This window comes from Cellvibrio sp. pealriver (assembly GCF_001183545.1).
Lineage (GTDB): Bacteria > Pseudomonadota > Gammaproteobacteria > Pseudomonadales > Cellvibrionaceae > Cellvibrio.
Genome location: NZ_KQ236688.1, coordinates 3,936,752 through 3,960,792 on the forward strand (window position 1 = coordinate 3,936,752; position 24,041 = coordinate 3,960,792).

Below are 24,041 nucleotides of genomic sequence, written 5' to 3' on the forward strand. Positions count from 1 at the left end.
GATGTGGTTCGAGTTTTTTTGAGCTGTAGAACCCCTGAAAACACGAGTGTTAGATTCGAAATGACCGTGTTTGCGGCTTTTACCGCGCAACGGATGGTCAATTTCTACTTCGTGAAAATTACAAAGGGGTTGGTTATGCGCAACAACGCAAACAGACAAACAGACGAGAAAAAAAGCGGGATAGGCGGTGAGATTGGCGGTAAGAAACCAGAGCTGAACATTGGCGGTCGGGGATTCAAGAAATCCCTGCTGGCGCTTTCCATCATGGCGATGGGGGCGCCGGTGTTGGCGCAAACGGCTAATGCAACTGATCCGGATCTGGAAGAGGTGGTGGTGCAGGGTATCCGCACCAGTCTTGAGGATGCGCAAGCGCTCAAGCGCGAAGGCGATACGGTGAAGGATGTAATTACCGCATCGGACATTGGTGCACTGCCGGACAAAAGTATCACCGAGGCGTTGCAGCGTGTGCCGGGTGTGACCGTTGGCCGCTTTGCCGCGCCGACAGACCCGAACCACTTTGCGGCGGAAGGTCGCGGTGTGTTGGTGCGTGGCCTTGACCGCGTGCACAGTCAGTTCAATGGCCGCGAATCCTTCAGTGCCGGTAACTGGACTTCCGGTTTGAGCTACGAAGATATTCCACCGGAATTAGTGGGCACGGTTGAGGTGATCAAAAACCAGACCTCGGACATCATCGCCGGTGGTGTAGCGGGTACGGTGAATTTGATTACGCGTAAACCGCTCGATATGGATGGCCGCAAAATTTTTATCTCGGCCAAAACCAGCTACGGTGATTTGGTCGATGATTGGTCGCCCTCCTACTCGGGCTTGTTCAGCGACCGCTGGGATACCAGTGTGGGTGAATTCGGGTTTTTGATCAGTGCATCAACATCGGAATTTACCGCGCGCGGTGACGGCATCAACCTGAGTAACTTCTATGAGCGCAGTGCGACCCAAACGGAATATCCGACTTTGGGTAACACCGAGCTGCCAGGTTATGCCGGGCAGAAATTATTTATGCCGACCGGCCCCTGGATGCAAACCGCTGACTCCAACCGTGACCGCAACGGTTTTGATGTGGCGCTGCAATGGCAAAATCCGGATGAAACACTCAAGGCGACCGCTGAATTTATCCGCTCGGATTCCGAGGAAAGTTGGCGCGAGCGCGTGCTCTTCCCAACCACCAGTTCACAAGGGTTTGATGCTGACTTGATGAATGCGGTGTTGGTAGGCAACGACGCAACCTTTGACGAAAACGGCTACTTCACCAGCGGCACCATCAGCTACCCGTGGAACGTGGCGTACCTTGCCTCCTCGCGCGGCGACCGCACCGAAAGTATCGTGGAAGATGCCAGTTTCAATCTGGTTATCACACCGGATGACAAATGGAAAATCGAACTGGATTTGCAAACATTGGATACCAGTTACGACCGCGAAAATAACACCATCAACAACCGTTTTGCGATGTCGGATGTGTTCCTCGATTTGCGCACCAAAGTGCCAACAGTGAAATTCCTGGGCACTAATGCCAGTGGCGGCGCACCGGATTGGATGGGTTGCCCTGCCGGTGCAAATCCGGGCACCACCGATTTGTCTGACCCTGCTGGTGCCTGTGATTACTATCAAGTGTCAATCATGGATACCAATGTGGACGCAACCGGTTCGATGGATGCATTCACTGCGGATGTGGAATACCAGATTGACGGTGGCTGGCTGAAATCGGTTGCCGGTGGTGCCTATTTCGCTGATATCGACCGCACCACGCAAGACGATGAATACATCAACTGGGGTGCTGTCTCGCACACTTGGGGTACTGCGCCTACCGCAGGTTTAGCGGGCAATCCTGAACTTTACGAGGCCGTTAATTTCGGCAGCGATTTTATGGGCGGCAGAGGTCTGGCCGGTGATAACCGCACCTTTTTGTTCCCGCGCATGAGCAACACCCAGGAAAAAAATCTGCTGGCCTACGATGCATTCCTGATGGAAAACGGATTGAACAACGGCGGCTGGCACAACCGTGCAGCGCGCGTGACGATCGATGGCAAACCCACCGATGCCAAAGGTTATTTGCCGCACGAAACGGTTACGACCGGCATTGATCGCGAAGAAGCTTACATTCGTTTTGATTTTGCAAACGATGAATTGGCTATGCCGATCAAAGCCAATTTTGGTTTGCGCTATGTAAGTTATGGCGTGGATGCTTCAGGGACATCGCGCTTTAACAAACCGGGTTTGGGCGATGTTGCACAAGCGTATTACGAACAAAAATTCCCTACTTACGCGCAATTTTTTAACGGCGATGGTTCAACGGTGAATACCGCGAAACCAGACACTTACACTACAACGTTGCCCAGTTTTAATTTAAGTGTGGGCGTGACCGATGATGTGATCGCGCGTTTGGCATTATCAAAAGCAGTGTTTTTCCCATCGCTTTACGATATGCGCAACACCGTCAATTACAACGCTGCCGTAACTTCAACAGAAGATCCTGCTAACCCCGGCACCATTGTGGATATGCAAGTCAGTGCAAATGGTGTTGGTGGCAATCCGTATTTACAACCGGAAGAATCTGACCAAATTGATTTGACGGCGGAATGGTATTTCAGCGAAGTGGGTTCTTTGACACTGAGCTTATTCCATAAAGACATCACCAATTTATTCCGTGAACGAAATTACTTAACCACAGTGACGAATCCGGTGAGCGATGTGTCGCTCGATATGTTGGTGCGTAAACAAGTCAACGAAGGCGAAGGAAAAATCCAGGGCTTTGAAATTGCGTATCAGCAATTTTACGATTTCCTCCCCGGCTTCTGGAGTGGATTGGGTACGCAGTTTAATTACACCTACGTATCGCAAGATGATTTGGAAGATACCAAAAACGGCACCAGTGTTTCCGTTGGTGGTGACCGCAATGCGTTCCGTAATTTCAATAATTTGCCGTTGCCCGGATTGTCGGAAGACACCTATAACTTCGCGTTGATGTATCAGTACGAAGGGATAGAGGCGCGCTTTGCGTACAACTGGCGTTCCGAGTATTTGATTACGCGTCGCGATGCCAATGCCTTTGCACCGATTTTCAGCGAAGACCAAGGCTATCTGGATGCGTCCATCTGGTACACGATCAATGACAATTTCCGCATTGGTATTGAAGGCAGCAACCTGTTGGATGAAATGACGCTCACGCGCACGCAGTTTAATCAGGATGGTGTCACTACACCGAAAAACTTCTCGTTAACGGATAGACGTTACGCGTTATCAGTGCGTGCGACGTTTTAATTTTAACGCTTCATAAGCTTGCAAAAAACACATTGCACATTCCCTGACAATGTCATGGTTGTGCAATGTGCCTACTTAAAAACAACAATGAAAAAATACTGTAACTCAAGCGGGGAAGGGCAATTGTCATGAATGAGCGATCGCATAAAGAGTATCAATCGCATAGCGAGTATCAGTCGGATGCAATCCGATCAGAAAAAACAATAAAAGATATTTTAATTGTCGGTGGAGGCACCGCTGGTTGGATGGCTGCCGCAGCGTTATCGCATGTGTATAAAAATCGCCAATGCCGCATCCGTTTAGTGGAGTCCGATCAGATCGGCACAGTGGGAGTGGGCGAAGCCACCATTCCGGTTATCCAAAAATTTAATCAAATGCTGGGCATTGATGAAAATGATTTTATTAAGCACACCCAAGGCACTTTTAAATTAGGCATCCAATTTGTGAATTGGGGACGTATTGGCAACAGCTACGTACATCCCTTTGGCCCTTACGGCATGAGCATGGGCTATTTAAGTTTTTACCATTACTGGTTGCGCCATGCGGCGGCCGGTAAAACGGTTGATCCGGGTGAGTATTCCATTGCAATCCAAGCGGCGTTGCGCGGGCGTTTTATGCCGCCAGCAAAAATGCCCAACTCGCCGTTATCGCAAATTTCCTATGCTTATCATTTTGATGCAGGGCTTTACGCAAAATATTTGCGCAATTTTGCTGAAGCGCGCGATGTAGAGCGTATTGAAGGCGAAATCGAACAGGTAAAACTGCGTGAAGAAAATGGCTTCATTGATAAAGTGATTTTGAAAAACGGGCAGGCATTATCGGCGCAACTCTTTATTGATTGCACCGGCTTTCGCGGATTACTCATCGAAAAAGCCATGAATACCGGCTACGACGATTGGACACATTGGCTGCCGTGCGATACGGCCGTCGCAGTGCCCAGCAGCAATATATCGGCACCCTTGCCCTATACCCGTTCAACGGCGCACGCCGCTGGTTGGCAATGGAAAATTCCATTGCAGCACCGCACGGGTAACGGCCATGTGTTTTGCAGTAAATACATGAGCGATGAACAAGCAAAAAAAATTCTGCTGGATAATATTGAGGGCGATGTACTGGCAGAGCCGCGCTTTATCCGTTTTAAAACCGGAATGCGAAGAAAATTCTGGAATAAAAATTGTGTGGCTATGGGGTTGGCAAGCGGATTTTTGGAACCTCTGGAATCTACCAGTATTCATTTAATTCAGTCCAGTATTTCCAAACTTATTGCGCTATTGCCGATGGCAGAGATAGATCCAACCGTCATCGAAAAATACAACGAATTGCTCACGTCCGAATTCACCTATGTGCGCGACTTTATCATTTTGCATTACAAGGTCAGCCAGCGCACAGATTCTGAATTTTGGAATTATCGTCGCCATATGCAGGTGCCAGAATCTTTGCAGAAAAAATTGGATTTATATCATGCCTCTGGCCGGTTGTTTCGCGATAACAATGAATTGTTTGACGAGGTGAGTTGGTTTGCGGTTATGCAAGGGCAGGGGCTGCGTGCGCGGGATTATCATCCACTTGCAGACCAAATTGAAGCGGCTGAATTTCAGCGAATAATGCAGGAAATAAAATCCGTCATCAGTCGCGCTGCCGATGCTATGCCGAGCCATGCTGACTACATCGCAAAACACTGTAGTGCACATAATTTTCTGAAAGAGGCGATGCAAATGCAATCAGCATAATTTCCCGGTTTTGGTATATCTACAGCGCTAGTGTTGTTAAACGATTGATGTGGTTTGAGTGATGAATGCATTAACAAGTTCTACCCGTTATCTCGCATTGGATGCGCTGCGCGGGCTTACGATTGCGATGATGATTTTGGTAAATACTCCGGGCTCCTGGGAATTTATTTATCCCCCTTTTGCCCACGCCGATTGGAATGGCTGTACGCCGACTGATTTGGTGTTTCCGTTTTTTTTGTTTGTAGTGGGCTCAGCAATGTATTTCTCTTTTTATAAAAATGGATTGGATCAAAGCGAAAAATGGTTGCTGCCATCTATGTTCATAATAATTGTGCGCCGGGCGCTGATTATTTTTGCACTTGGCTTGTTATTCAATGGCGTGCTTGGTGGCTGGGACAATCTGCGTGTGATGGGTGTGCTACAGCGAATCGCACTTGCCTATATGCTTGCTGCATTCATTGTATTGAGCGTTAGTCAACTGATGGTGTACGTGGTAAGTGCACTGCTATTGCTGGGGTATTGGGCGTTATTGGTTTCAGGTGCTCAAGGTGATCCGTTTGGGCTAACCAGCAATGCCGTGGTTGTGCTGGATGTGATGCTGATCGGTCCTGATCATATGTACACCGGAAAAGGTATTCCTTTTGATCCGGAAGGTTTGCTTAGTACCTTGCCTGCCATTGTGAATGTATTGATCGGGTTTGAATTAACGCGTTTTTTGGTGTTGCAACCCAACCGTTTTTACAGTGTGAAAATATTATTGTTGATCGGTGCGAGTGGAATTCTATTTGGGTTGCTATGGAATATTTGGTTACCGATTAACAAATCGCTGTGGACCAGTTCTTTTGTTATTTATAGCGCAGGGTATTTTTGTATCGCATTGGCAGTATTTGTGTGGTTGGTCGATGTCAAACAACAATACTCATTCGCGCAGCCGTTGATTATTTATGGTTCCAATTCCATTTTTATTTATATGTTGGCTCCGTTTTGGGTGCACGCTTATCAATATTTTCTGATAGGTAATAAAGGCATAACGTTTTACGATTTTTTATATGGTGTATTAGCACAGGTTTTTCCGCCTGCTATGGCATCGCTTGTTTTTGCGCTGTTGCATGTTTTGCTTTTTTGGTGCGTAAGCTGGGTTTTGTATCGTCGAAAAGTATTTATCAGAGTGTGATGTGGAAACAAAATTGGCGCACGGAGTGAATGTGACCAATCGTGCACTAATCGGAACCACTTTTGTAGCCTGTGTTCGACTTTTGTTCGCAAGGGTTTGACTTTAGCGCCGCGCATTGTTGCGCTTTCGGGCTGGTGCTAGCGTGGTCAATGCACTCTGTAGATTGGTGGTCGTGTGATATTTGTGTGGTAGTCGTCTAGTAGTAACGTTTCAGAGTGCTGCGTTATCGGTATCGGGGCAATTGGATTGTTAATGTAATTGGCCTCGATAATTTTTTTTGATGAAAACTGGTGAGAGGGAACAATAATGAAATTTCCACTAAGTAAATCATTGCAACAATTTTGTGCTTGCGCAGTCGGTCTGCTGTGTTTGTCTTCCTTGCCTGCAGTGGCGCAAACAGAACAAATTTTATTTGATGATTTTAGTTATTCCAATAACACGCAATTAACCAACAACGGTTGGCGCTTGCGTACCTGGGCGGGCGGTCCTGGTTTGGCAAATGGAACATGGAGTGCAAATAATATTTCGTTTGTGACCGATCCTGCATCGCCATCTAATAAATTCATGCGCTTGAAAGCGGGCACTAATATTAACGGCAGTACTATTGCAAATAATAATTCAACCTCGGGCAGTGTGTCGCAAGCAGAAGTTGCCCGCACGGAACAAATTTATAAAAACGGAACCTGGGCTGCGCGCATGTATTTTAATGATGCGCCCAGCACCGGTGCCGATGGCGATACGGTGATTCAGACGTTTTTTGGTTTGACGGATTACATTGAAGGTGCGGAGCCTTACAGTGAAATTGATTTTGAGTATTTGCCCAACGGTGGTTGGTGGACTGGTTCGGCTACGCCGAGTATGTGGTCGGGAACATACCGTATTGTTGACTGGAGTGATGAAAGCAATCACGGTGTAACGCGTACCCAGGGGAGCTTGCAAGGCTGGCATACACTCGTTATGCAAGTGCAAGACGGTCATATCGCATTTTACATCGATGGCAATTATCAGACTTCGTTCAGTGGTGCAGTTGCGCCGGATTACCCAATGTATCTGATGTTCCAATTGTGGTTCAGCAACGATTGTTTTGATGCGGCGTGTAATACCCGCGGTTACATTAATAACAGCAATTACCGCGAATATTATGAGGACGTTGACTGGGTTTATTTTGAAAAAAATAACATCGTCTCGCCAACATTAATTCCACAAAAAGTTGCGAACTTGCGCGCAGCGGGAACAAGCTACATACAAAACATCAATGGTAATAGCACCAGTTCAATCCCCGCATCATCAACGCCTGCAAGTTCAAGTAGCGCGGCCGCACAGCAATGCAATTGGTGGGGAACGATTTATCCTATTTGTACGCACATCAGCTCCGGTTGGGGTTGGCAAAATAGCGCGGATTGCGTTGGTATCCAAACATGCCAAACCTTATCGCCTCCTTATGGTGTGGTAGGCGCAACTGCATCCAGCAGTTCGCGTTCCAGCACACCACAAAGCTCCAGCAGGGCATCATCCAGTGCTGCGCCGTTTACACGTTTAATCCAGGCAGAAAGTTATTCGGTAATGAGCGGTGTACAACTTGAAACCACGACGGATTCTGGTGGTGGGCAAAATGTCGGCTGGATTGATACGGGGGATTGGATGTCATACGCGAATGTTAATTTCCCCACCAGCGGTACTTATAAGGTGGAATACCGTGTTGCAAGCCCGACCGGTTCTGCGCTGTCGTTGGATTTAAATGCCGGTGCAATCCAATTAGGCCAAGTCACTATTCCTGCAACCGGTGGCTGGCAAAACTGGACAACGGTTTCGCACAATGTACAAGTCACTGCCGGTACTTACAGTGTGGGAATTTATGCTCCACAAAGTGGCTGGAATGTTAACTGGCTGCGCATCACCAAAATCTAAAACGCCTTATCGGTAAGGCGCGCAACAATTTTTCACTCGTTATGTCCTCCCCGGACTTTTGCGGATCTGCTTGCAGATCCGCTTTTTTATTTATCCGCAACGCACATCTGGCTTCTGAATCGAGTCGGTAAGGATTGGTTAAGTAGCACCGCCATGGCTTTTATTGCATCCAAAAAAGCATAGACTTCGTACTGATTGTGTTGGCGTGTCGCCAATACCCTGCGGAAGGAGAAATGGTTGTGAGTCTATTTACTAAAACGACACTGAGTTTGGTGGGAGCGGCAATTATGAGTATGGCGAGTGTGGCAGCGTCGGCCTGCCCGGACTATATGAAAGGCGAATACCGTAAGTTGCATTCCAAAGATTCGGTAAATATCTGTGAGCTGATGGAAAACAAGGCGGTATTGGTAGTGAATACGGCGAGCCATTGTGGTTTTACATCGCAATTCAAAGAGCTGGAAGCCTTGCATAAGAAATACAAAGACAAAGGTTTGGTAGTGGTGGGTTTTGCCAGTGATGACTTTAAACAAGAAGATGCCGATGAAGAGAAAGCCGCTGAAATTTGTTATTTAAACTACGGTGTGACCTTTACCATGCTGGCACCTACCCACGTAAAAGGTGAGCAGGCCAACTCATTGTTCAAGGCTTTAGCGAGCCAATCCAAAGAGCCCAAATGGAACTTCAATAAGTATCTGCTGGGTAAAGACGGAAAGGTTGTTGAGCATTTCGGAAGTATGACAAAGCCAGATTCAGCGAAGCTGGCGGGAGCGATTGAGAAGCTTCTCTAAGTTGATAAATATTTAGCGGTATCCAAAAAATCAAAAAGCCCTTCATGAAAATGAAGGGCTTTTTGATTTGCGCGTCCCAAAATTTATTCGGCGCTCACTACCACGGTTTGTGTGTAGATAACCTCACCGCCCGGTGTTGGAACTGTGATGTCGATATTGAATGTTCCGAAAGGAGTGCCCGACGTTGCAGCAACAACGGTTACATTGACTCTTGCGGGGCTTAACGATGCTGCGATTGGGCCTTTGAGGCCAATAGTAGCATCTGCATTTTTGAGGTTGCTGGTATCAACATCAAGCGTAGTGCCGGCGGGCAGTCCGTGACCGTTTTCATCCGCCATCCAGAACCAAATAGTTTCGAAATCTGGGCCACTATTGCCGGCAGAGGATGAAGCCCCAGATGATGCGGCAGCCGAACTGGATGATCCTTGTGGAGTGGCCTTTAACTTCACATTGCTATTGATGAAGGGGAATACGCCATTGCGGAACAGCATGTTGGTACTGTTCATTACAAGCAATAAGTCTTCGCGAATTGTGACACCTGTTTTGGTACAGCCATCTCCTTCGTTTTGGCACAGAACGCCGTTGTACATACCATTTTCAATGGTATGTGCATTGTCTTTATTGAAGTCTGTGAATTCTTCATCTGGGTCACGCTTGCCGTTTTCGTTTTTGTCGATGTAAGCCTCAACCAAGTCGTCACAGGGAATGATGCCTGAGTTGGCTGGGGTCTTGGCTGACGATGGAGGAACGTTTGCGTCGCAGTCACCGCCATTGTTGTAGGATCGGAAGATATCTCCGCGGCGAGTGGGGTCAGGGTCGCTAGGATTCGGTTTGTCGAAATAGCCATTCCCGTTGGCATCGATAAAGCTTTCGTTACCAATCGCTGTGGCAAGGACGGTTACACGGCCTGCGCGTTCCAGTGCGCAAGCATCTGCATCTGGGACTGGGTTGCCAATAGCATCAACGCAGAGAATACGTTCAACCGAGTTGTTTGCACTGTTGCGAGTTGGTTTTGGTGCTTGGCTGATCCATCTGACGGTACATGCGCCATCAGTAGTAGGGCAGCCAGATACTATTGAGCCGCCTTCAGTCGTAAAAGTAACCGCTGTGCCATTTGGTGGAGGGTTGTTAAATGCATCAGCCATACGGATGGTGATCTGCGATTCTATGCCGTCATAGTTCCATGCTCCGATAGGAAAAGTATTCGTTGCCGAAAGCGACATACTGTCCTGATCAGGAATGCCGGTTGATACGATCAGTTGACTTGATTGGGTAGATATTTCGGTGCCACGCGCTTTGGCAGTTACGCGCACGGTGGTGGCCACTGCACCGGCTTGCACGGTGGTTTTTGCATAACCTGCGCTATCAGTTTTGGTGGTTGTATCCGTCAGGCTGAGGCCGCCTACAGAGGTGCTAAGTGAAAAATCAACATCTACCCCTTTCATTGGGGCTCCAGTCGCGCCCAGAACACGGAAACGAATGTTGGACACTTCTTTCCCTCCTGTGCCCTTCAAATTCACCAGTGTTGGGTCTGCCTCAATAAAAGAAACGGTCTGGATGGTATCTGAGGCGATATTCAATGTTGCTCTGGCTGTTTTAGTGCTGCCAGCAAGTACCGCACTCGCGGTAATTTCATCGTTACCTACGCAACCATTAGCGGTATAAGTGATAGAGGCCTGACCATTGGTGGTGGAAACATTATTAGTGGTTGTATCGCCGTTCTTGAGGATGGCCTCACCGGAAGCAACGCATACTGAGTTGAATGTCACATTGACCGGATTGGTTACCAATGTATTGGTTGGGCTTACAACATTGATTGTCAGTGTTGTGCTTCCACCGGGAGACAGGGTCGCATTTCCGATGCCCACGCCAATCTGGCCAGCAACAAAATCAGCGCCGCTGCCGAGACCTATAGATGTTGGGGTTGTGGTATCTACTGTGCCAGAGCTGACGCTACTGGAGCCACCGTTAATCAGCGGTGAATCGCCACCGCCACCGCAAGCGGAGAGTAACAGGCTCAGAGCAGCTGCACTGACTATCGTCGTCGTTTTTAGAGTATGCATGGTGTCTTCCTAGGTTTCCGAACGCCGAAAGATGGGCATAAGGCGGCGGCTGGTATTGAATTCAATGATATAAACGGCATAAAGAATCGGCGCTAAGCTCTTGAGCTTATTGATACTTATTGGCCAAAGCTAACGTTAGCTCATATCTTTTGAATGATAAAGAGCTAGGCGTTTAAAAAACGCGCTCCTGAGTGCAAAACGCGGGATATTTGTGCGTTTATTAGCATTTTATGCGTCACTTGGAGCTTCTTTCCTTTCGCATTTTGCCGCCGGGCTGTTTTTATTTCTGTGTCCCAGTCGCACAAGCCTTATAATCTGCGCACTTTTTTATCTTGTGAGTGTTGCTATGAATCTGCCTGTTCTTGTTCTTAATCCCCAAGCTGATCGCCGTTTGAAACTGGGGCATTTATGGATCTATAGCAATGAGGTGGATGTTGCCAAGTCACCACTCAAAGCCTTCTCAATGGGGCAGCAAGCGCTCGTCACCAGCAGTAATGGTAAGCCGCTGGGGATTGCTTTGATCAATCCGAATGGGTTGATCTGTGGTCGCATCATCAACCGCGATGAAAAGCATCCGTTAAATAAATCCCTTCTGGTGCATCGTATCAAGCAGGCACTTGCGTTGCGTGAACTGGCTTTTGATGAGCCTTTTTATCGCCTGATTTACGGCGATTCTGATTTGTTGCCGGGGCTGGTGGTGGATAGGTTTGGTGATTATCTGGTGGTACAAATTGCCAGTGCAGGCATGGAATTGGTCAAGGATGAGATTGTTGAAGCATTGGTTCAGGTGCTGGCACCCGAGGGCGTTTTACTTGCCAATGAGCACAGTGCACGAGTGTTGGAAGGATTGCCTGAATATACCCAGGTAGCTTACGGCGAGGTGCCTGAGTCGGTTGAGTTGGTGGAAAACGGTACGCGTTTTATGGCTCCGGTGCATGGTGGGCAAAAGACAGGCTGGTTTTACGACCACCGTATGAATCGTGCGCTCTTGCAGCAATACGTTCACGGCAAGCGTGTGTTGGATGTGTTTTCTTATATTGGTGGATGGGGGGTTCAAGCTGCAGTGGCGGGTGCCAGTGAAGTGTTTTGTGTGGATGTTTCTGAAGCTGCGGCAGATGCGGTATTAGAGAACGCCCAGCTCAATGGGGTGGCTGACCGGGTTGCTGCTATTCAGGGCAAGGCGATCGATGTTCTTAAAGAGCTGATTGCGAGCGACGAGCGGTTTGATGTGGTAGTGCTTGACCCTCCTGCTTTTATCAAAAAGCGCAAAGACCAAAAGGCGGGTGAGGCCGCGTATCGTCATATTAATGAATTGGGAATGCGTTTATTGGGACGTGACGGATTGTTGGTGTCGGGCTCATGCTCTATGCATTTGGGAAAAGATACGTTGGTAGAAATTGTGCGGGCTGCAGGCCGCCATCTGGATCGCCATGTACAGATTATTGGGCAGGGTGGGCAGGGTGCCGATCACCCCGTTCATCCTGCCATCCCCGAGACTGACTATTTAAAAGCGGTGTTTGCGCGTGTGTATCTGGCGTAAACACCCTCTGGTTAGCTAATCGCGCAGGCTTAGCATCGTCCAGTCGCGTTCGCGTGCGATGTGGCTAAGGCGCTCATCCGCATCCACGGCAACTGGATTGTCAACCAGCTCAAGGAGGGGCAGATCGTTGATTGAATCACTGTAGAAATAAGCGCCTTCCAATGAGTGATGGTTGCTCTTAAGCCATTCATGTAGATGGGTAATTTTTCCTGCTTGAAAGCAGGGAGTGCCCACAAAGTTACCGGTGTAGCGGCCATCAACCACTTCCGGATCGGTAGCTAATATGTCATCTACGCCAAGACGTTTGGCGATAGGGCGCGTCACAAATCCGTTGGTGGCGGTGATGATAAGCAGATGATCACCTTGTTCACGGTGTCTCTTCAAGAGTGCCTCTGCTTTGGGAAGCATCAGGGGCTCGATGTGTTTCTGCATAAATTCTGCGTGTAATTTTTGCAGGTCTTCCATGCTGTGTTGGGTCAAAGGGGCAAGTGAAAACTGCAAATAAGCGCGAATGTCCAATGTTCCATTTTTATAATCGGCGTAAAAGCCATCATTGGCGTGACGATAGACTTCCGCGTCCACCAATTGCTTTTCCACTAGAAATACGCCCCAACTGTGGTCGCTGTCGCCCGCAATTAGAGTGTTGTCGAGATCAAAAATAGCCAGCGCCACAATATTCCCCGTTTTGGTTAGTTCTTTAGGTGCAAAATTGCTCGTAAAAGGGCGCTAGGATAGCGGGCGATATCCATAGGCTCAATGCAAATCCATTTCTCAGATTCAGGGTTGCGGGTTTGGGTAAGCCTGATATAGTGCGGAAAACGCTGTTTTGTGGAACATGTTGCACCCTGATTTAGTGGTACAAATTGGCATGATTCCCCACAGTAAAACCTTTTATATGGACTGTTCCCCCGTGATAGATTCTGATGGATTCCGCCCGAATGTGGGCATTATTTTGACCAATGATCAAGGGCAGCTCCTCTGGGCCCGGCGTGTCGGGGGGCAAGATGCCTGGCAGTTTCCCCAAGGTGGTATCAACCCGAGCGAGACCCCTGAGCAGGCGCTGTATCGTGAGCTGCATGAAGAAATTGGTTTGTACCAGAGTGATGTAGAGATTCTGGCGTGTACCCGGGGGTGGTTGCGTTATCGGCTGCCGCATCGTCTGGTGCGCCACAACTCACTTCCTCTGTGTGTAGGCCAAAAGCAAAAATGGTTTCTTTTGCGTATGTTGAGTGATGACTCAAAAGTCAGTCTCAATAACGGTGGGAGAGCCGAATTTGATGATTGGCGTTGGGTGAGCTATTGGTATCCGCTGGGTAAGGTGGTCTCGTTCAAGCGTGATGTGTACCGGCGCGCGTTGAAAGAATTGTCCCTGTATCATTCGCATATGGAGGAGCGCGGCCTCCGACTTCGTTAGCATCAAAAGCATAAATAGAAATTAATCCATCTGACAGGTTTGATCATCACCCTTATGTTGAACTCACTTCGCTCCATCGTTCAGGAAGTAAACGCCGCGCGTGACATGAAAACCGCGTTGGCGATTATTGTTACGCGAGTGAAGCAAGTGATGGCCACCCAGGTGTGCTCTGTCTATTTGCGTGATGCAAAAGGCGATTATGTGCTCATGGCAACCGACGGCCTTAATGCCGATGCGGTGGGGCGGGTGCGACTTGCCGCGGGCGAAGGCTTGGTTGGTCGTGTTGTGGTACGTGAAGAACCTATCAATCTTGAGCATGCAGAGGCTCATCCCAGCTATCAATATTTCCCTGAAACCGGAGAGGAGCGTTATAGCTCGTTTTTAGGGGTACCCATTATCCATCATCGTAAAGTGTTGGGCGTACTGGTTGTCCAGCAAGTAGAGCAGCGCCGTTTTGATGAGGGTGAAGAGGCCTTTCTTGTCACTATGTCTGCCCAGTTGGCCGGCGTTATTGCCCACGCTGAGGCGACTGGTGGTGTTATGCCTGTGGGTACTAAAGCCAAGGCTGCCCAATCCAAGTTTGTGGGGGTGTCGGGCGCATCGGGGATTGCTATAGGCGAAGCCGTTGTTATTGCACCGGCTGCAGACCTACGCTCTGTTCCCTATCAGGCCTGCAAAGACGTTGAGCTTGAAATCGACTTTTTCCAGCGCAGTCTGATGGCTGTGCGCGAAGATATCAAATCGCTCGGAGAACAGCTAAAAGCCCGTATCAATCGTGAAGAGCAGGCTTTATTTGATGCGTATCTTGCGATGTTGGATGACGCATCCTTGGCGAGTGAGGTGGTTGGTCGTATCCGCAAGGGAGCAAATGCGTCCTATGCCTGGAGCGAGGTGATCATCGAACATGAAAACATTTTCAACAGCATGAATGATCCCTATCTGCGCGAACGCGCTACTGACCTGCGCGATCTGGGGCGTCGTGTGCTGGCGTATTTGCAGGAATCCAATCAAAAAACACGCGTCTACCCGGATAAAACCATTCTGATTGGTGAAGAGTTGACGGCCTCCATGTTGGGTGAGATCCCCAAAGAAAAGCTGGCGGGGCTAGTGTCTGTACAGGGCTCATCTAACTCACATGTGGCAATTCTTGCCCGGGCGATGGATATCCCTACGGTGATGGGGGCAGTGGATTTACCTTTCACCCAGATTGATGGCAGGTCAATTATTGTTGATGGCTACAAAGGCACGGTCTATTGCGACCCCGGTGCCCAGTTGCGCAAACAATACAAAGCGATTTTTCTGGAGGAGCAGGCGCTGGTCAAAGGCCTCGAAGCGCTGAAGAACCTACCCTGTGAGACAAAAGATCGCTACCGCCTACCTCTCCATGTCAATACCGGGCTGATGGCCGATGTTGTTCGTTCGCTGGAGCGGGGAGCGGAAGGGGTGGGATTGTATCGCACGGAAGTTCCCTTCTTGCTGCGCGATCGTTTTCCCAGCGAAGAAGAGCAGCGCGCCATTTACCGCGAACAGCTGGAGGCATTTGCGCCTCACTCAGTGACTATGCGGACGTTGGATATCGGCGGCGATAAAGCCTTGCCCTATTTTCCAATCGAAGAGGACAACCCGTTTTTGGGGTGGCGCGGAATTCGCGTAACCCTTGATCACCCCGAAATTTTTCTGGCCCAGATCCGTGCCATGATCAAAGCCAGTGAGGGGTTAGATAATCTACGCATCCTGTTGCCAATGATCACCAATGTGCAAGAAGTGGATGCATCCAAAGCCTTGATCCTGCGCGTCTATAAGGAGCTGTTAGAGGAAGGGTTCAGGGTTCGCAAGCCGCAAGTCGGCGTTATGATTGAGGTTCCTGCTGCTGTTTATCTTGCGCCGGAGCTATCGCGGCGGGTGGATTTTCTGTCTGTTGGCAGTAACGATTTGACCCAGTACTTACTGGCTGTGGATCGCAATAATGCGCAAGTTGCTGATCTTTATCAGGCTTTCCATCCCGCGGTGTTGCGCGCCCTGCAATATATTGTTTATGCCGCTCATGATGCGGGTATCAGTGTCAGTATTTGCGGTGAGCTTGCGGGTGACCCGGGGGCAGCCATATTGTTAATGGCGATGGGATACGATGTCCTGTCCATGAATGCAACCAATTTGCCCAAGGTAAAGTCGGTTATTCGTGGCATTACCTATGAACATGCCAAAAAATTACTGTCTGATGTGATGCGCATGTCAAATGGTGATCAGATCCGTGAACACATCGCACGCGAACTGCGGGAATCAGGATTAACTCGTTTGATTCGTCCCGTCACATCGGATGCCGGCTAAGTGAATGTCTTTGGCTGGTCATAAATAGTCGTCATAATCGACGGCCGTCAATTTGTAGGTGTACCAGGTTTAACTGCTTATGTTGCAATACCCCGATCTAAACCCCGTGGCTTTTACCATCCCTATTGGGCCCATCACTTTGGGCGATATGACCATTGGCCCGTTTAATGTGCATTGGTATGGGATTATGTATCTTCTGGCGTTTGCCAGTGCTTGGCTGTTGGCGTTGTATCGTGCCAAAGCTCCGGGAGCCGTGATTAACAAGACGCAAGTTGAAAACCTGATTACCTATGGTGCCTTTGGTGTAATTCTTGGCGGGCGATTCGGATATGTCATCTTTTACAGCTTTGATCAGTGGATGGCTGACCCGCTATTGTTGTTGCGGGTTTGGGAAGGTGGAATGTCGTTTCATGGCGGTTTGATAGGTGTCATTGTGGCCATGTTGATTTATTCCTATCGAATTAACCGTTCATTTATCAGTGTCATGGATTTTGTGGCACCGATAGTGCCGCTTGGTCTTGGTTTTGGCCGGCTGGGAAACTTTATCGGCCAGGAGTTATGGGGGCGTATTAGCGATGTCCCTTGGGCTATGGTTTTTCCAAAGGCGCTTCCAGAGGGGGTGGCTCGTCATCCAAGTCAGCTATATCAAGCGTTCTTTGAAGGTTTGGTGTTGTTTATCATTGTGTTCTGGTTTTCTTCCAAGCCTCGCCCGCGTGGCGCTGTATCGGGTGTTTTCCTGATAGGCTATTCGATCTTTCGTTTCAGTGTTGAATTTGTGCGCGAGCCAGATCAAGGGATCGGGTTTGATCTCATGGGGTGGATGACTCGTGGGCAATTGCTTTGCGTTCCTATGTTTCTGCTTGGGCTTGGATTACTGATTTATGCCTACAAGTTCGCTGACGGAAAGGCCAAGAATTAATCGTTTTCTATTTTCTGTGTGAGTTGTTTGATGAAGCAATATCTTGATTTGATGCGCGATGTGGTTGAAAACGGAGTGCAACGAGGAGACCGTACCGGCACCGGAACCCGTTCGGTTTTTGGTAGGCAATTGAGATTCAATCTAAACGATGGGTTTCCATTAGTAACAACCAAAACTGTTCATCTCAAGAGTGTTATTGTCGAGTTATTGTGGTTTTTACAGGGGCGCACAGATGTTACCTGGCTGCAAGAGCGTGGTTGCAGTATCTGGAATGAATGGGCAACCGAGTCGGGTGAGCTGGGGCCTGTTTATGGAAAGCAATGGCGCAGTTGGGCCTGTCCAGATGGCTCTACAATCGATCAAATTACCCAGGTTATTGAGCAGATCAAAAAAAATCCCTACTCCCGTCGCTTGATTGTCTCTGCATGGAACCCCGCTGATTTACCCGATGAGTCTATGAGCCCACAGCAAAATGTGGAGCATGGGCGGATGGCGCTGGCAGCCTGCCATACTCTATTTCAATTTTACGTGGCGGAAGGAAAGTTATCTTGTCAGTTGTACCAGCGTAGCGCGGACCTGTTTCTCGGAGTACCTTTCAATATCGCCAGCTATGCATTGTTAACTCATATGATCGCGCAGCAGTGTGATCTGGGCGTTGGCGATTTTGTGCACACCTTTGGTGACTGTCATCTTTACAATAATCATATTTCTGACGACATAGTTTACGAACAATTAACACGCGAGCCCAAAAACTTGCCTACACTTAAGATCTGTCGTAAACCTGAGTCGATTTTTGATTACGAGCTTCAGGATTTTGAATTCCAAGGTTACCAACCCCATCCGCGTATAGTTGCGCCTATTGCCATTTAGTGGTTTGTTGGTTGTTGGCAAATAAGTAGTCAATAAGAAGGCGAATACCCTGCATGAAATTAGCCATCATCGTGGCCGTCGCCAAAAATGGTGTTATAGGGCGCAATAATCAGTTGCCTTGGCATCTCCCGCAGGATCTCAAATATTTCAAATCGGTAACATTAGGAAAACCGGTAATAATGGGGCGCAAAACCTATGAATCTATAGGTCGCCCTCTTCCCGGTAGATTTAATATTGTGATTACCCGTAATCCTGAATGGGTTGCTGAGGGGGTCAAGGTTGCCCACAGTTTTGGTGAGGCGGTGCAAGTGGCAAACGGACTCGGCACCTCTGAGGCAATGATTATAGGTGGTGCAGAAATTTATAAGGCTGCACTGTCTGTTGTACAGCGAATTTATCTTACGCGTGTTGATCTGGAGCCTGATGGCGATGCTTTTTTTGCTGAACCTGATTCTTCAATTTGGTCATTGATATCCAGTGTTGATGGTGAGGCTGATGCCTCTCCAGGCTATACCTTTTTGACATATGATCGCTTGGATGAATATGCGGGTGACAAATAGCCCGTCGATTTTCTGAAAGTGTGAAGTAGTTTTATTTTTGTTTGTTGTGTTACTGGTGACCTTATTAATTGCGATATGTGTTACCAGAGTGATACCTAAATACACACGTAAAAAGCTTAAGGATAAATCATTGGAAAGTAAGCCGTAGCGCTTATTACAATGCCGCCGTTCTTAGCTGCCTCAATACGAGGCTACGTGGATAACGCGTCTGCGGCAGCGGGTTGCCGCAAACTCACTTGATTGAACACCCAGTTGGGGGGATTATGAAAAAGCAGCGATTGAAAGCAGTGGCTATTACCACCATGCTTTCTGCCGGCGCGCTAATGGGTAGCGTTGCCATGGCAGATCAAAGTCTGGATGCAGTACTTAAAGCAGGCCAAGCCAAGACTACTCTGGCGCAAGATTCTCAAAAGCGTATCGATAGACTGGCTCAAGAAACCGATGACTTGACTCAAGAGTTCAAGAGTCAAAATAAGTTGATCGAAGATCTGCGCGTTTTCAACGCCCAAATGGAAAAACAAGTTGCAAAACAATTGACTGTAGTAACCGAGTTGGAGCAGTCAATCGAGAAAGTAACTGTAATCGAGCGCCAAATTCAGCCATTGATTTTCCGCATGCTTGATAGTCTTGAGCAGTTTGTTAATTTGGATAAGCCTTTCTACTTGGATGACCGCAAAGCAAGCTTGGATATGGTTCGTGCCAACCAAGATCGCGCTGATATCTCTGTATCAGAGAAATTCCGTCAAGTGCTGGAAGCCTACAAAATTGAGTCTGCTTACGGCAGCACTATCAGTGCCTACAAAACTACCCTGAACCTTGATGGTCAAGATCGCGAAGTTAATATTCTTCGTGTAGGCCGTATTTCTCTGATGTATCAAACAACTGATGCTCAATCGAGTGGTTATTGGGATGCAGCCCAAAAAGCTTGGTTGCCTTTGGATAGTTCTTACAACAGTGAAATCCTTAAAGGCTTGAAGATTGCTCGTGATCAGGCAACTAAAGATATTATGACTATGCCAATTCAAGCTCCGGAGGCAGCACAATGAAAATGAAGTTTGTTAAAAGCTGTCTGATGCTGGCGGCGGCTGGCTTGCTGAGCACCAGCTTTGCTGTTGCACAAGAGAAAGCACAGACCTTGGATCAGTTGCTCGATATGGTTAAGAAATCACAAATTAGTGAGTCTGCCGAGCACAAACAACGTGAAGCTGAGTTTGCCCGTGACAAAGCAAATCAAGCGAACTTGCTGGCGCAAGCTAAGGCTACTCGCCAAGCTGAAGAAAATCGCTCTCAAGCTCTTGAGAAAAAATACGCAGAACAGCAACTGTTGGTAACTCAGAAAAGGGCTCAGTTAAATGAGCGCCTGGGCTCCATGCGTGAATTGTTTGGTCATTTGACCTCTACCGCAGGTGATTTGCGTGCAACTCTGGAAACTTCCTTGGTGAGTGCGCAATACCCTAATCGCGGTGATTTCCTTGATGCTCTCATCGAGAAGATGAATGGTAGTACCCAATTGCCGGATATCGAAGAAATTGAACGTCTTTGGTACGAGGTTCAGCGCGAAATGGTTGAAACTGGTCGCGTTGTGAAATTTAACGGTACTGTCATTAAGCCTAATGGTGAGCAGTCACAGCAAGAAATCGTACGTATTGGTGCTTACAATCTGGTATCGAATGGTACCTACCTGAGCTACAACTCTGGAAAAATTGAAGAATTAGGTCGTCAGCCTGCTTCTGATATGCTGTCTGCTGCCAGTGCATTGCAAAATGCATCAACAGGTGTAGTGGATGTGGGTATCGATCCAACAGGCCCTGTTGGCGGTCAGTTGCTTGCAGCACTTATTCAAAAGCCAAATCTTAGAGAGTATCTCGATCAGGGCGGCTCCGTAGGATGGGTGATTGTATATGTAGGGATTTTCGGGATTCTGTTAGGGGTCTGGCGTATGATTGTACTCTTCGGTATGAGTGCAAAAGTTAACTCTCAGCTGAAAAATCCTGCTAACCCAAGCGCCAATAACCCATTAGGGCGTGTACTGAAAGTGGCACAGGAAAACAAAAATGTTGATGTTGAAACGCTTGAACTTAAGCTTGAAGAGGCTGTGTTAAAAGAGCGTCCTTCAATTGAAAGCGGATTGGCAATATTGAAGATTATTGCTGCTGTTGCTCCTTTGCTCGGATTGTTGGGTACCGTAACCGGTATGATTACCACCTTCCAAGCAATCACAATATTTGGTGCTGGTGATCCTAAGAACATGGCAGGCGGTATTTCTGCTGCACTTATCACCACTGTTCAAGGTCTTTTAGTTGCTATTCCTATGGTTCTGATGCACACCTTCGTTAATGGTCGTGCTAAGTCAGTAATTCACGTCTTGGATGAGCAAACTACTGGCATTATTGCCGAAAATACCGAGCGCAAGTAGGAGATTAAACCATGCAGGCTTTAATGGATTTTTTCGGAAACCTTAAAGCCTTCTTGGATCAAGGTGGTTTTGTGATGTATCTCATTGCTGCCTTGACCTTTGTTATGTGGGCACTCATTTTTGAGCGAGTTATCTACTTCAAGGGCAATCTAAGAGGGCAGATTCAAAGTCAATTAAATGCTTGGGAGGCTCGCAAAGAGCGCAAGTCCTGGAATGCTCACCAAATCCGCAATGCAATGATTTCTCGCATGAACGATAAAATCAGCGCAAACCTTGATTTGATTGGTGCACTTGTTGCGATTTGTCCATTGATGGGGCTGCTGGGTACAGTAACGGGTATGATCGACGTATTTGGTGTTCTGGCAAATACCGGTGGTGGTGATGCCAAGTCAATGGCGGGTGGTGTATCAAAAGCTACTATCCCTACAATGGCTGGAATGGTTGCTGCAATTTCAGGTGTTTTTGCTAGTACTTATTTGACTCGTGTCGCTGACAGTGAAAAGGCATTGTTTGCAGATCATTTGACAATGGATCACTAATTACAGTGATCCATTGGTGGTGATAAATTTTAACCTGTATGAAAGAGATGTCTCATGAGCAGGAATAATCCCAAACGAGAAGAAGAGGCTCAAGCAATTGACTTAACGCCCATGTTGGACGTTGTGTTCATTATGTTGATCTTCTTTATTGTTACTGCAACTTTCATCAAAGAAACCGGTAAAGATGTGACCCGGCCAGATGCGAACACTGCGGATGACAAGCCAAACGCAAGTATATTGATTGCCGTTGGTGCTGATAATGAAATCTGGATGGATAAGAAAAAAATTGATTCGCGTAATTTGCGCCAGGCAATAGAGCGTATGCGTGTAGACAATCCAAAAGGTGCTATTTCTATTCAGGCTGATAAAGATGCTGATATCAAGTTTGTAGTTGAGGTAGCGAACGCAGCTCGTACAGCTGGCGTAACCGACGTAAGTGTATCTACTGAGAAGAATTAATAGCTATGAATCCTACTAAAGTAACCATAGCGGGAATCCTCGGGGTAGTTACCACACTTGGACTCCTGTTTTTGATGAATAGTTTGGTTAACACAGAGTTTGCTCCACCTGATGAATCAAAGTCTGTGAAAATCCCAGATATTCGCATGTCCGACACCAAAATTGAAACTCGCATGGAAGATGCCAAGCCAGAAAAACCACAAGAGCCTGAAACTCCTCCTGATTTGCCGGAGCCAGAGTTTGAAGCTCCAGATGTTTCTGGCGATGCATTAAACATGAGTGCTCCTGTTGCCAAGGCTGATATTGATGTTGGTGGAAACTCATTGGCTTTTAGCGAGGGCGAATATCTGCCTATCGTGAAGGTTCCGCCTGAGTATCCAAGTACAGCTTTGTCGCGCGGAATTGAAGGTTTCTGCACAGTGGTTTACACAGTGACGGAAACTGGTACTACGCGTGATCCTCAGCCTATACCTGATCAGTGCATCACCAAAGAAGGTAAACCCACTACTGTATTTAACCGTGCATCTGTTAAGGCTGCTCTGAAATTCAAATACAAGCCGAAAGTGGTTGATGGGAAAGCGGTAGAAGTTCCTGGTGTGAAAAACCGCTTCACTTACGAGATGCAGAAATAAGGGGTAATGAAATGAAACAAGTATTTCCTGCCGTTTCAGTTGCTCTTAATCGCACTCTGTTGGCTGGTTTGATCGCTGTATCGCCTGTATTGATAAACAACGCGCTTTCAGTAGTAGCACCAAGTGTCCAATTGTCTGTTGCGCATGCGCAAGTAACGGCAAAAAACAAATATGCCGGTGCCCAGCAGCGTAAATTTCCCAATGTAACTGAGTCATTTGGTAAAAAAATTACTGAAGCTGCTAACTTTCTCCAGCCGCAAGATGAATCAGTTAAGCCTGATCCTCGTAAAGCCATGCAGCTCTTGAATCAGATGGAAGCTAACTCCGCAAAAGCTAATCCATACGAAAAAGTATTGTTACACCAATATATGGGCTATGCATACTTGGGGGTGGAGAATTATGCAAAGGCTATCGAGAGCTTCAATAAAATGCTCGCGTTAAGCCCCAATATGCCATTAGCTACGGAATCATCAACTATCCGTATCGTTGGCCAGCTCTATTCACAGCTTGATAACCCTAAAAAAGCGTTAGAAACATTGCTGAAGTGGACAGACTTTGCGGACAAATTGAAGCCCGAAGATTCTTACATGTTTGCCACTTTGTATTATCAATTGGATGACAGTAAGAATGCTTTATTGAATATCAACGAAGCAGTAAAAGTACAAGAAGCCGCAGGCAAAGTTCCTGCAGAGTCTTGGTATATTTTGCAGCGCGGATTGTATTTTGATAAAGAAGATTATAAAGGCGGTTTGGTTGTTCTAGAGAAGCTGATTAAGCATTATCCAAAAGCACAATATTGGAAGCAGCTCTCTCAAGTCTACCGTGTGCTGGACCGTACAAATGATGCACTCCATGCTATGGAAACTTGCTATTTAATGGGTGGTCTGACTACAGAAAGAGATTTGGTTAACCTGGCTTATTCTTTCCTTGAAGCTGAAACCCCCTACAAGGCGGCTAAGGTTCTGAGAAAAGGTATTTACACTGATAAAGTCATAGAGCCAACGGCTAAAAACCTGAAAACTCTAGCTGATGCATTACGTCTCGCGCAAAACGCCAAAGAATCTTTGGTTGAGTATGAGCGCGCAGCCACTAAGTCAACAGATGGTGAGTTAATCATCGGTTTGGCTCAGGCTTATCTTGCGAATGATAAATTCAAAGATGCGTCCAAGTGGGGGCGTGATGCTTTGCGTAAGGGTGGCATTAAGCGTGTTGATTACGCTAACTTAACTGTTGCCCAGGCAGAGTTTGAGTTGAAGAATTATGATGAAGCTATCAAGTTCTTCAGAGAGGCTGGTAAAGATGCTCGTTCATCTAAAGTAGCCGCTCAATGGATTGCTTTCTGTGAAAGAGAAAAGAAAAAGCAAGAGCTGGCGAATCAAGATTAATTTATTTGCTTGTCAGCTAAAAACAAAAAAGCCAGCACAAGCT

Annotated in this window: 19 protein-coding genes; 17 read left to right on the plus strand and 2 right to left on the minus strand. The window is 47.5% G+C overall.

The features are described 5' to 3' along the window. Positions 1–135 precede the first annotated feature (135 nt). The 5 genes from VC28_RS17075 (at position 136) to VC28_RS17095 (ending at position 8,873) form a co-directional block, all read left to right on the plus strand. Positions 136–3,273 carry a TonB-dependent receptor gene (locus VC28_RS17075; protein WP_197085559.1) on the plus strand — a complete coding sequence of 1,046 codons (3,138 nt, stop codon included), beginning with the start codon at positions 136–138 and terminating at the stop codon, positions 3,271–3,273. Positions 3,274–3,401: 128 nt separating this feature from the next. Continuing rightward, on the plus strand, positions 3,402–5,003 hold the full coding sequence (locus VC28_RS17080; protein ID WP_082191598.1) for a tryptophan halogenase family protein: 1,602 nt from the start codon (positions 3,402–3,404) through the stop codon (positions 5,001–5,003). A gap of 61 nt (positions 5,004–5,064) precedes the next feature. Next, positions 5,065–6,177 carry an acyltransferase family protein gene (locus VC28_RS17085; RefSeq protein ID WP_049631708.1) on the plus strand — a complete coding sequence of 371 codons (1,113 nt, stop codon included), beginning with the start codon at positions 5,065–5,067 and terminating at the stop codon, positions 6,175–6,177. A 306-nt stretch (positions 6,178–6,483) separates the two neighbouring features. After that, a complete protein-coding gene (locus VC28_RS17090; protein WP_049631709.1) occupies positions 6,484–8,085 on the plus strand; it encodes a carbohydrate-binding protein in 1,602 nt (533 codons plus the stop codon). 239 nt (positions 8,086–8,324) lie between these two features. Beyond that, positions 8,325–8,873 carry a glutathione peroxidase gene (locus tag VC28_RS17095; protein WP_369799049.1) on the plus strand — a complete coding sequence of 183 codons (549 nt, stop codon included), beginning with the start codon at positions 8,325–8,327 and terminating at the stop codon, positions 8,871–8,873. A gap of 83 nt (positions 8,874–8,956) precedes the next feature. Here VC28_RS17095 and VC28_RS17100 read toward each other — a convergent pair whose 3' ends face one another. Then, positions 8,957–10,936: an Ig-like domain-containing protein gene (locus tag VC28_RS17100; RefSeq protein ID WP_049631710.1), complete on the minus strand. Its 1,980-nt coding sequence runs from the start codon at positions 10,934–10,936 to the stop codon at positions 8,957–8,959. 346 nt (positions 10,937–11,282) lie between these two features. Between VC28_RS17100 and VC28_RS17105 the strand changes: the two genes are divergently transcribed. After that, positions 11,283–12,476: a class I SAM-dependent rRNA methyltransferase gene (locus VC28_RS17105; protein WP_049632496.1), complete on the plus strand. Its 1,194-nt coding sequence runs from the start codon at positions 11,283–11,285 to the stop codon at positions 12,474–12,476. A 15-nt stretch (positions 12,477–12,491) separates the two neighbouring features. Here the strand turns inward: VC28_RS17105 and VC28_RS17110 are convergent, their stop codons facing one another. Next, positions 12,492–13,148 (minus strand): histidinol-phosphatase, encoded by a 657-nt coding sequence (locus tag VC28_RS17110; RefSeq protein WP_049631711.1) that lies wholly within the window; start codon positions 13,146–13,148, stop codon positions 12,492–12,494. Between the two features lie 238 nt (positions 13,149–13,386). Between VC28_RS17110 and VC28_RS17115 the strand changes: the two genes are divergently transcribed. The 11 genes from VC28_RS17115 (at position 13,387) to VC28_RS17165 (ending at position 23,998) form a co-directional block, all read left to right on the plus strand. Then, positions 13,387–13,890, plus strand: coding sequence for an RNA pyrophosphohydrolase (locus tag VC28_RS17115; RefSeq protein ID WP_049632497.1), 504 nt, complete (start codon positions 13,387–13,389; stop codon positions 13,888–13,890). 54 nt (positions 13,891–13,944) lie between these two features. After that, a complete protein-coding gene (gene ptsP / locus VC28_RS17120) occupies positions 13,945–16,218 on the plus strand; it encodes a phosphoenolpyruvate--protein phosphotransferase (protein ID WP_049631712.1) in 2,274 nt (757 codons plus the stop codon). A gap of 79 nt (positions 16,219–16,297) precedes the next feature. After that, on the plus strand, positions 16,298–17,137 hold the full coding sequence (gene lgt / locus VC28_RS17125) for a prolipoprotein diacylglyceryl transferase (protein ID WP_049631713.1): 840 nt from the start codon (positions 16,298–16,300) through the stop codon (positions 17,135–17,137). Positions 17,138–17,167: 30 nt separating this feature from the next. Further along, positions 17,168–18,007, plus strand: coding sequence for a thymidylate synthase (locus VC28_RS17130; RefSeq protein WP_049631714.1), 840 nt, complete (start codon positions 17,168–17,170; stop codon positions 18,005–18,007). Between the two features lie 53 nt (positions 18,008–18,060). Beyond that, a complete protein-coding gene (locus tag VC28_RS17135; protein ID WP_049631715.1) occupies positions 18,061–18,567 on the plus strand; it encodes a dihydrofolate reductase in 507 nt (168 codons plus the stop codon). A 263-nt stretch (positions 18,568–18,830) separates the two neighbouring features. Further along, a complete protein-coding gene (locus VC28_RS17140; RefSeq protein ID WP_049631716.1) occupies positions 18,831–19,613 on the plus strand; it encodes a DUF3450 domain-containing protein in 783 nt (260 codons plus the stop codon). After that, positions 19,610–20,983 carry a MotA/TolQ/ExbB proton channel family protein gene (locus tag VC28_RS17145; RefSeq protein ID WP_049631717.1) on the plus strand — a complete coding sequence of 458 codons (1,374 nt, stop codon included), beginning with the start codon at positions 19,610–19,612 and terminating at the stop codon, positions 20,981–20,983. The genes VC28_RS17140 and VC28_RS17145 overlap by 4 nt, the downstream gene beginning before the upstream one ends. A gap of 11 nt (positions 20,984–20,994) precedes the next feature. After that, positions 20,995–21,522 carry a MotA/TolQ/ExbB proton channel family protein gene (locus VC28_RS17150; protein WP_049631718.1) on the plus strand — a complete coding sequence of 176 codons (528 nt, stop codon included), beginning with the start codon at positions 20,995–20,997 and terminating at the stop codon, positions 21,520–21,522. Between the two features lie 54 nt (positions 21,523–21,576). Beyond that, a complete protein-coding gene (locus VC28_RS17155) occupies positions 21,577–21,981 on the plus strand; it encodes an ExbD/TolR family protein (RefSeq protein WP_049631719.1) in 405 nt (134 codons plus the stop codon). Positions 21,982–21,986: 5 nt separating this feature from the next. Then, entirely contained in the window at positions 21,987–22,613 is a 627-nt protein-coding gene (locus tag VC28_RS17160) for an energy transducer TonB (RefSeq protein WP_049631720.1), read from the plus strand. An 11-nt stretch (positions 22,614–22,624) separates the two neighbouring features. Then, positions 22,625–23,998, plus strand: a complete 1,374-nt coding sequence (locus VC28_RS17165; RefSeq protein WP_049631721.1) for a tetratricopeptide repeat protein — start codon at positions 22,625–22,627, stop codon at positions 23,996–23,998. The last annotated feature ends 43 nt before the right edge of the window (positions 23,999–24,041 follow it).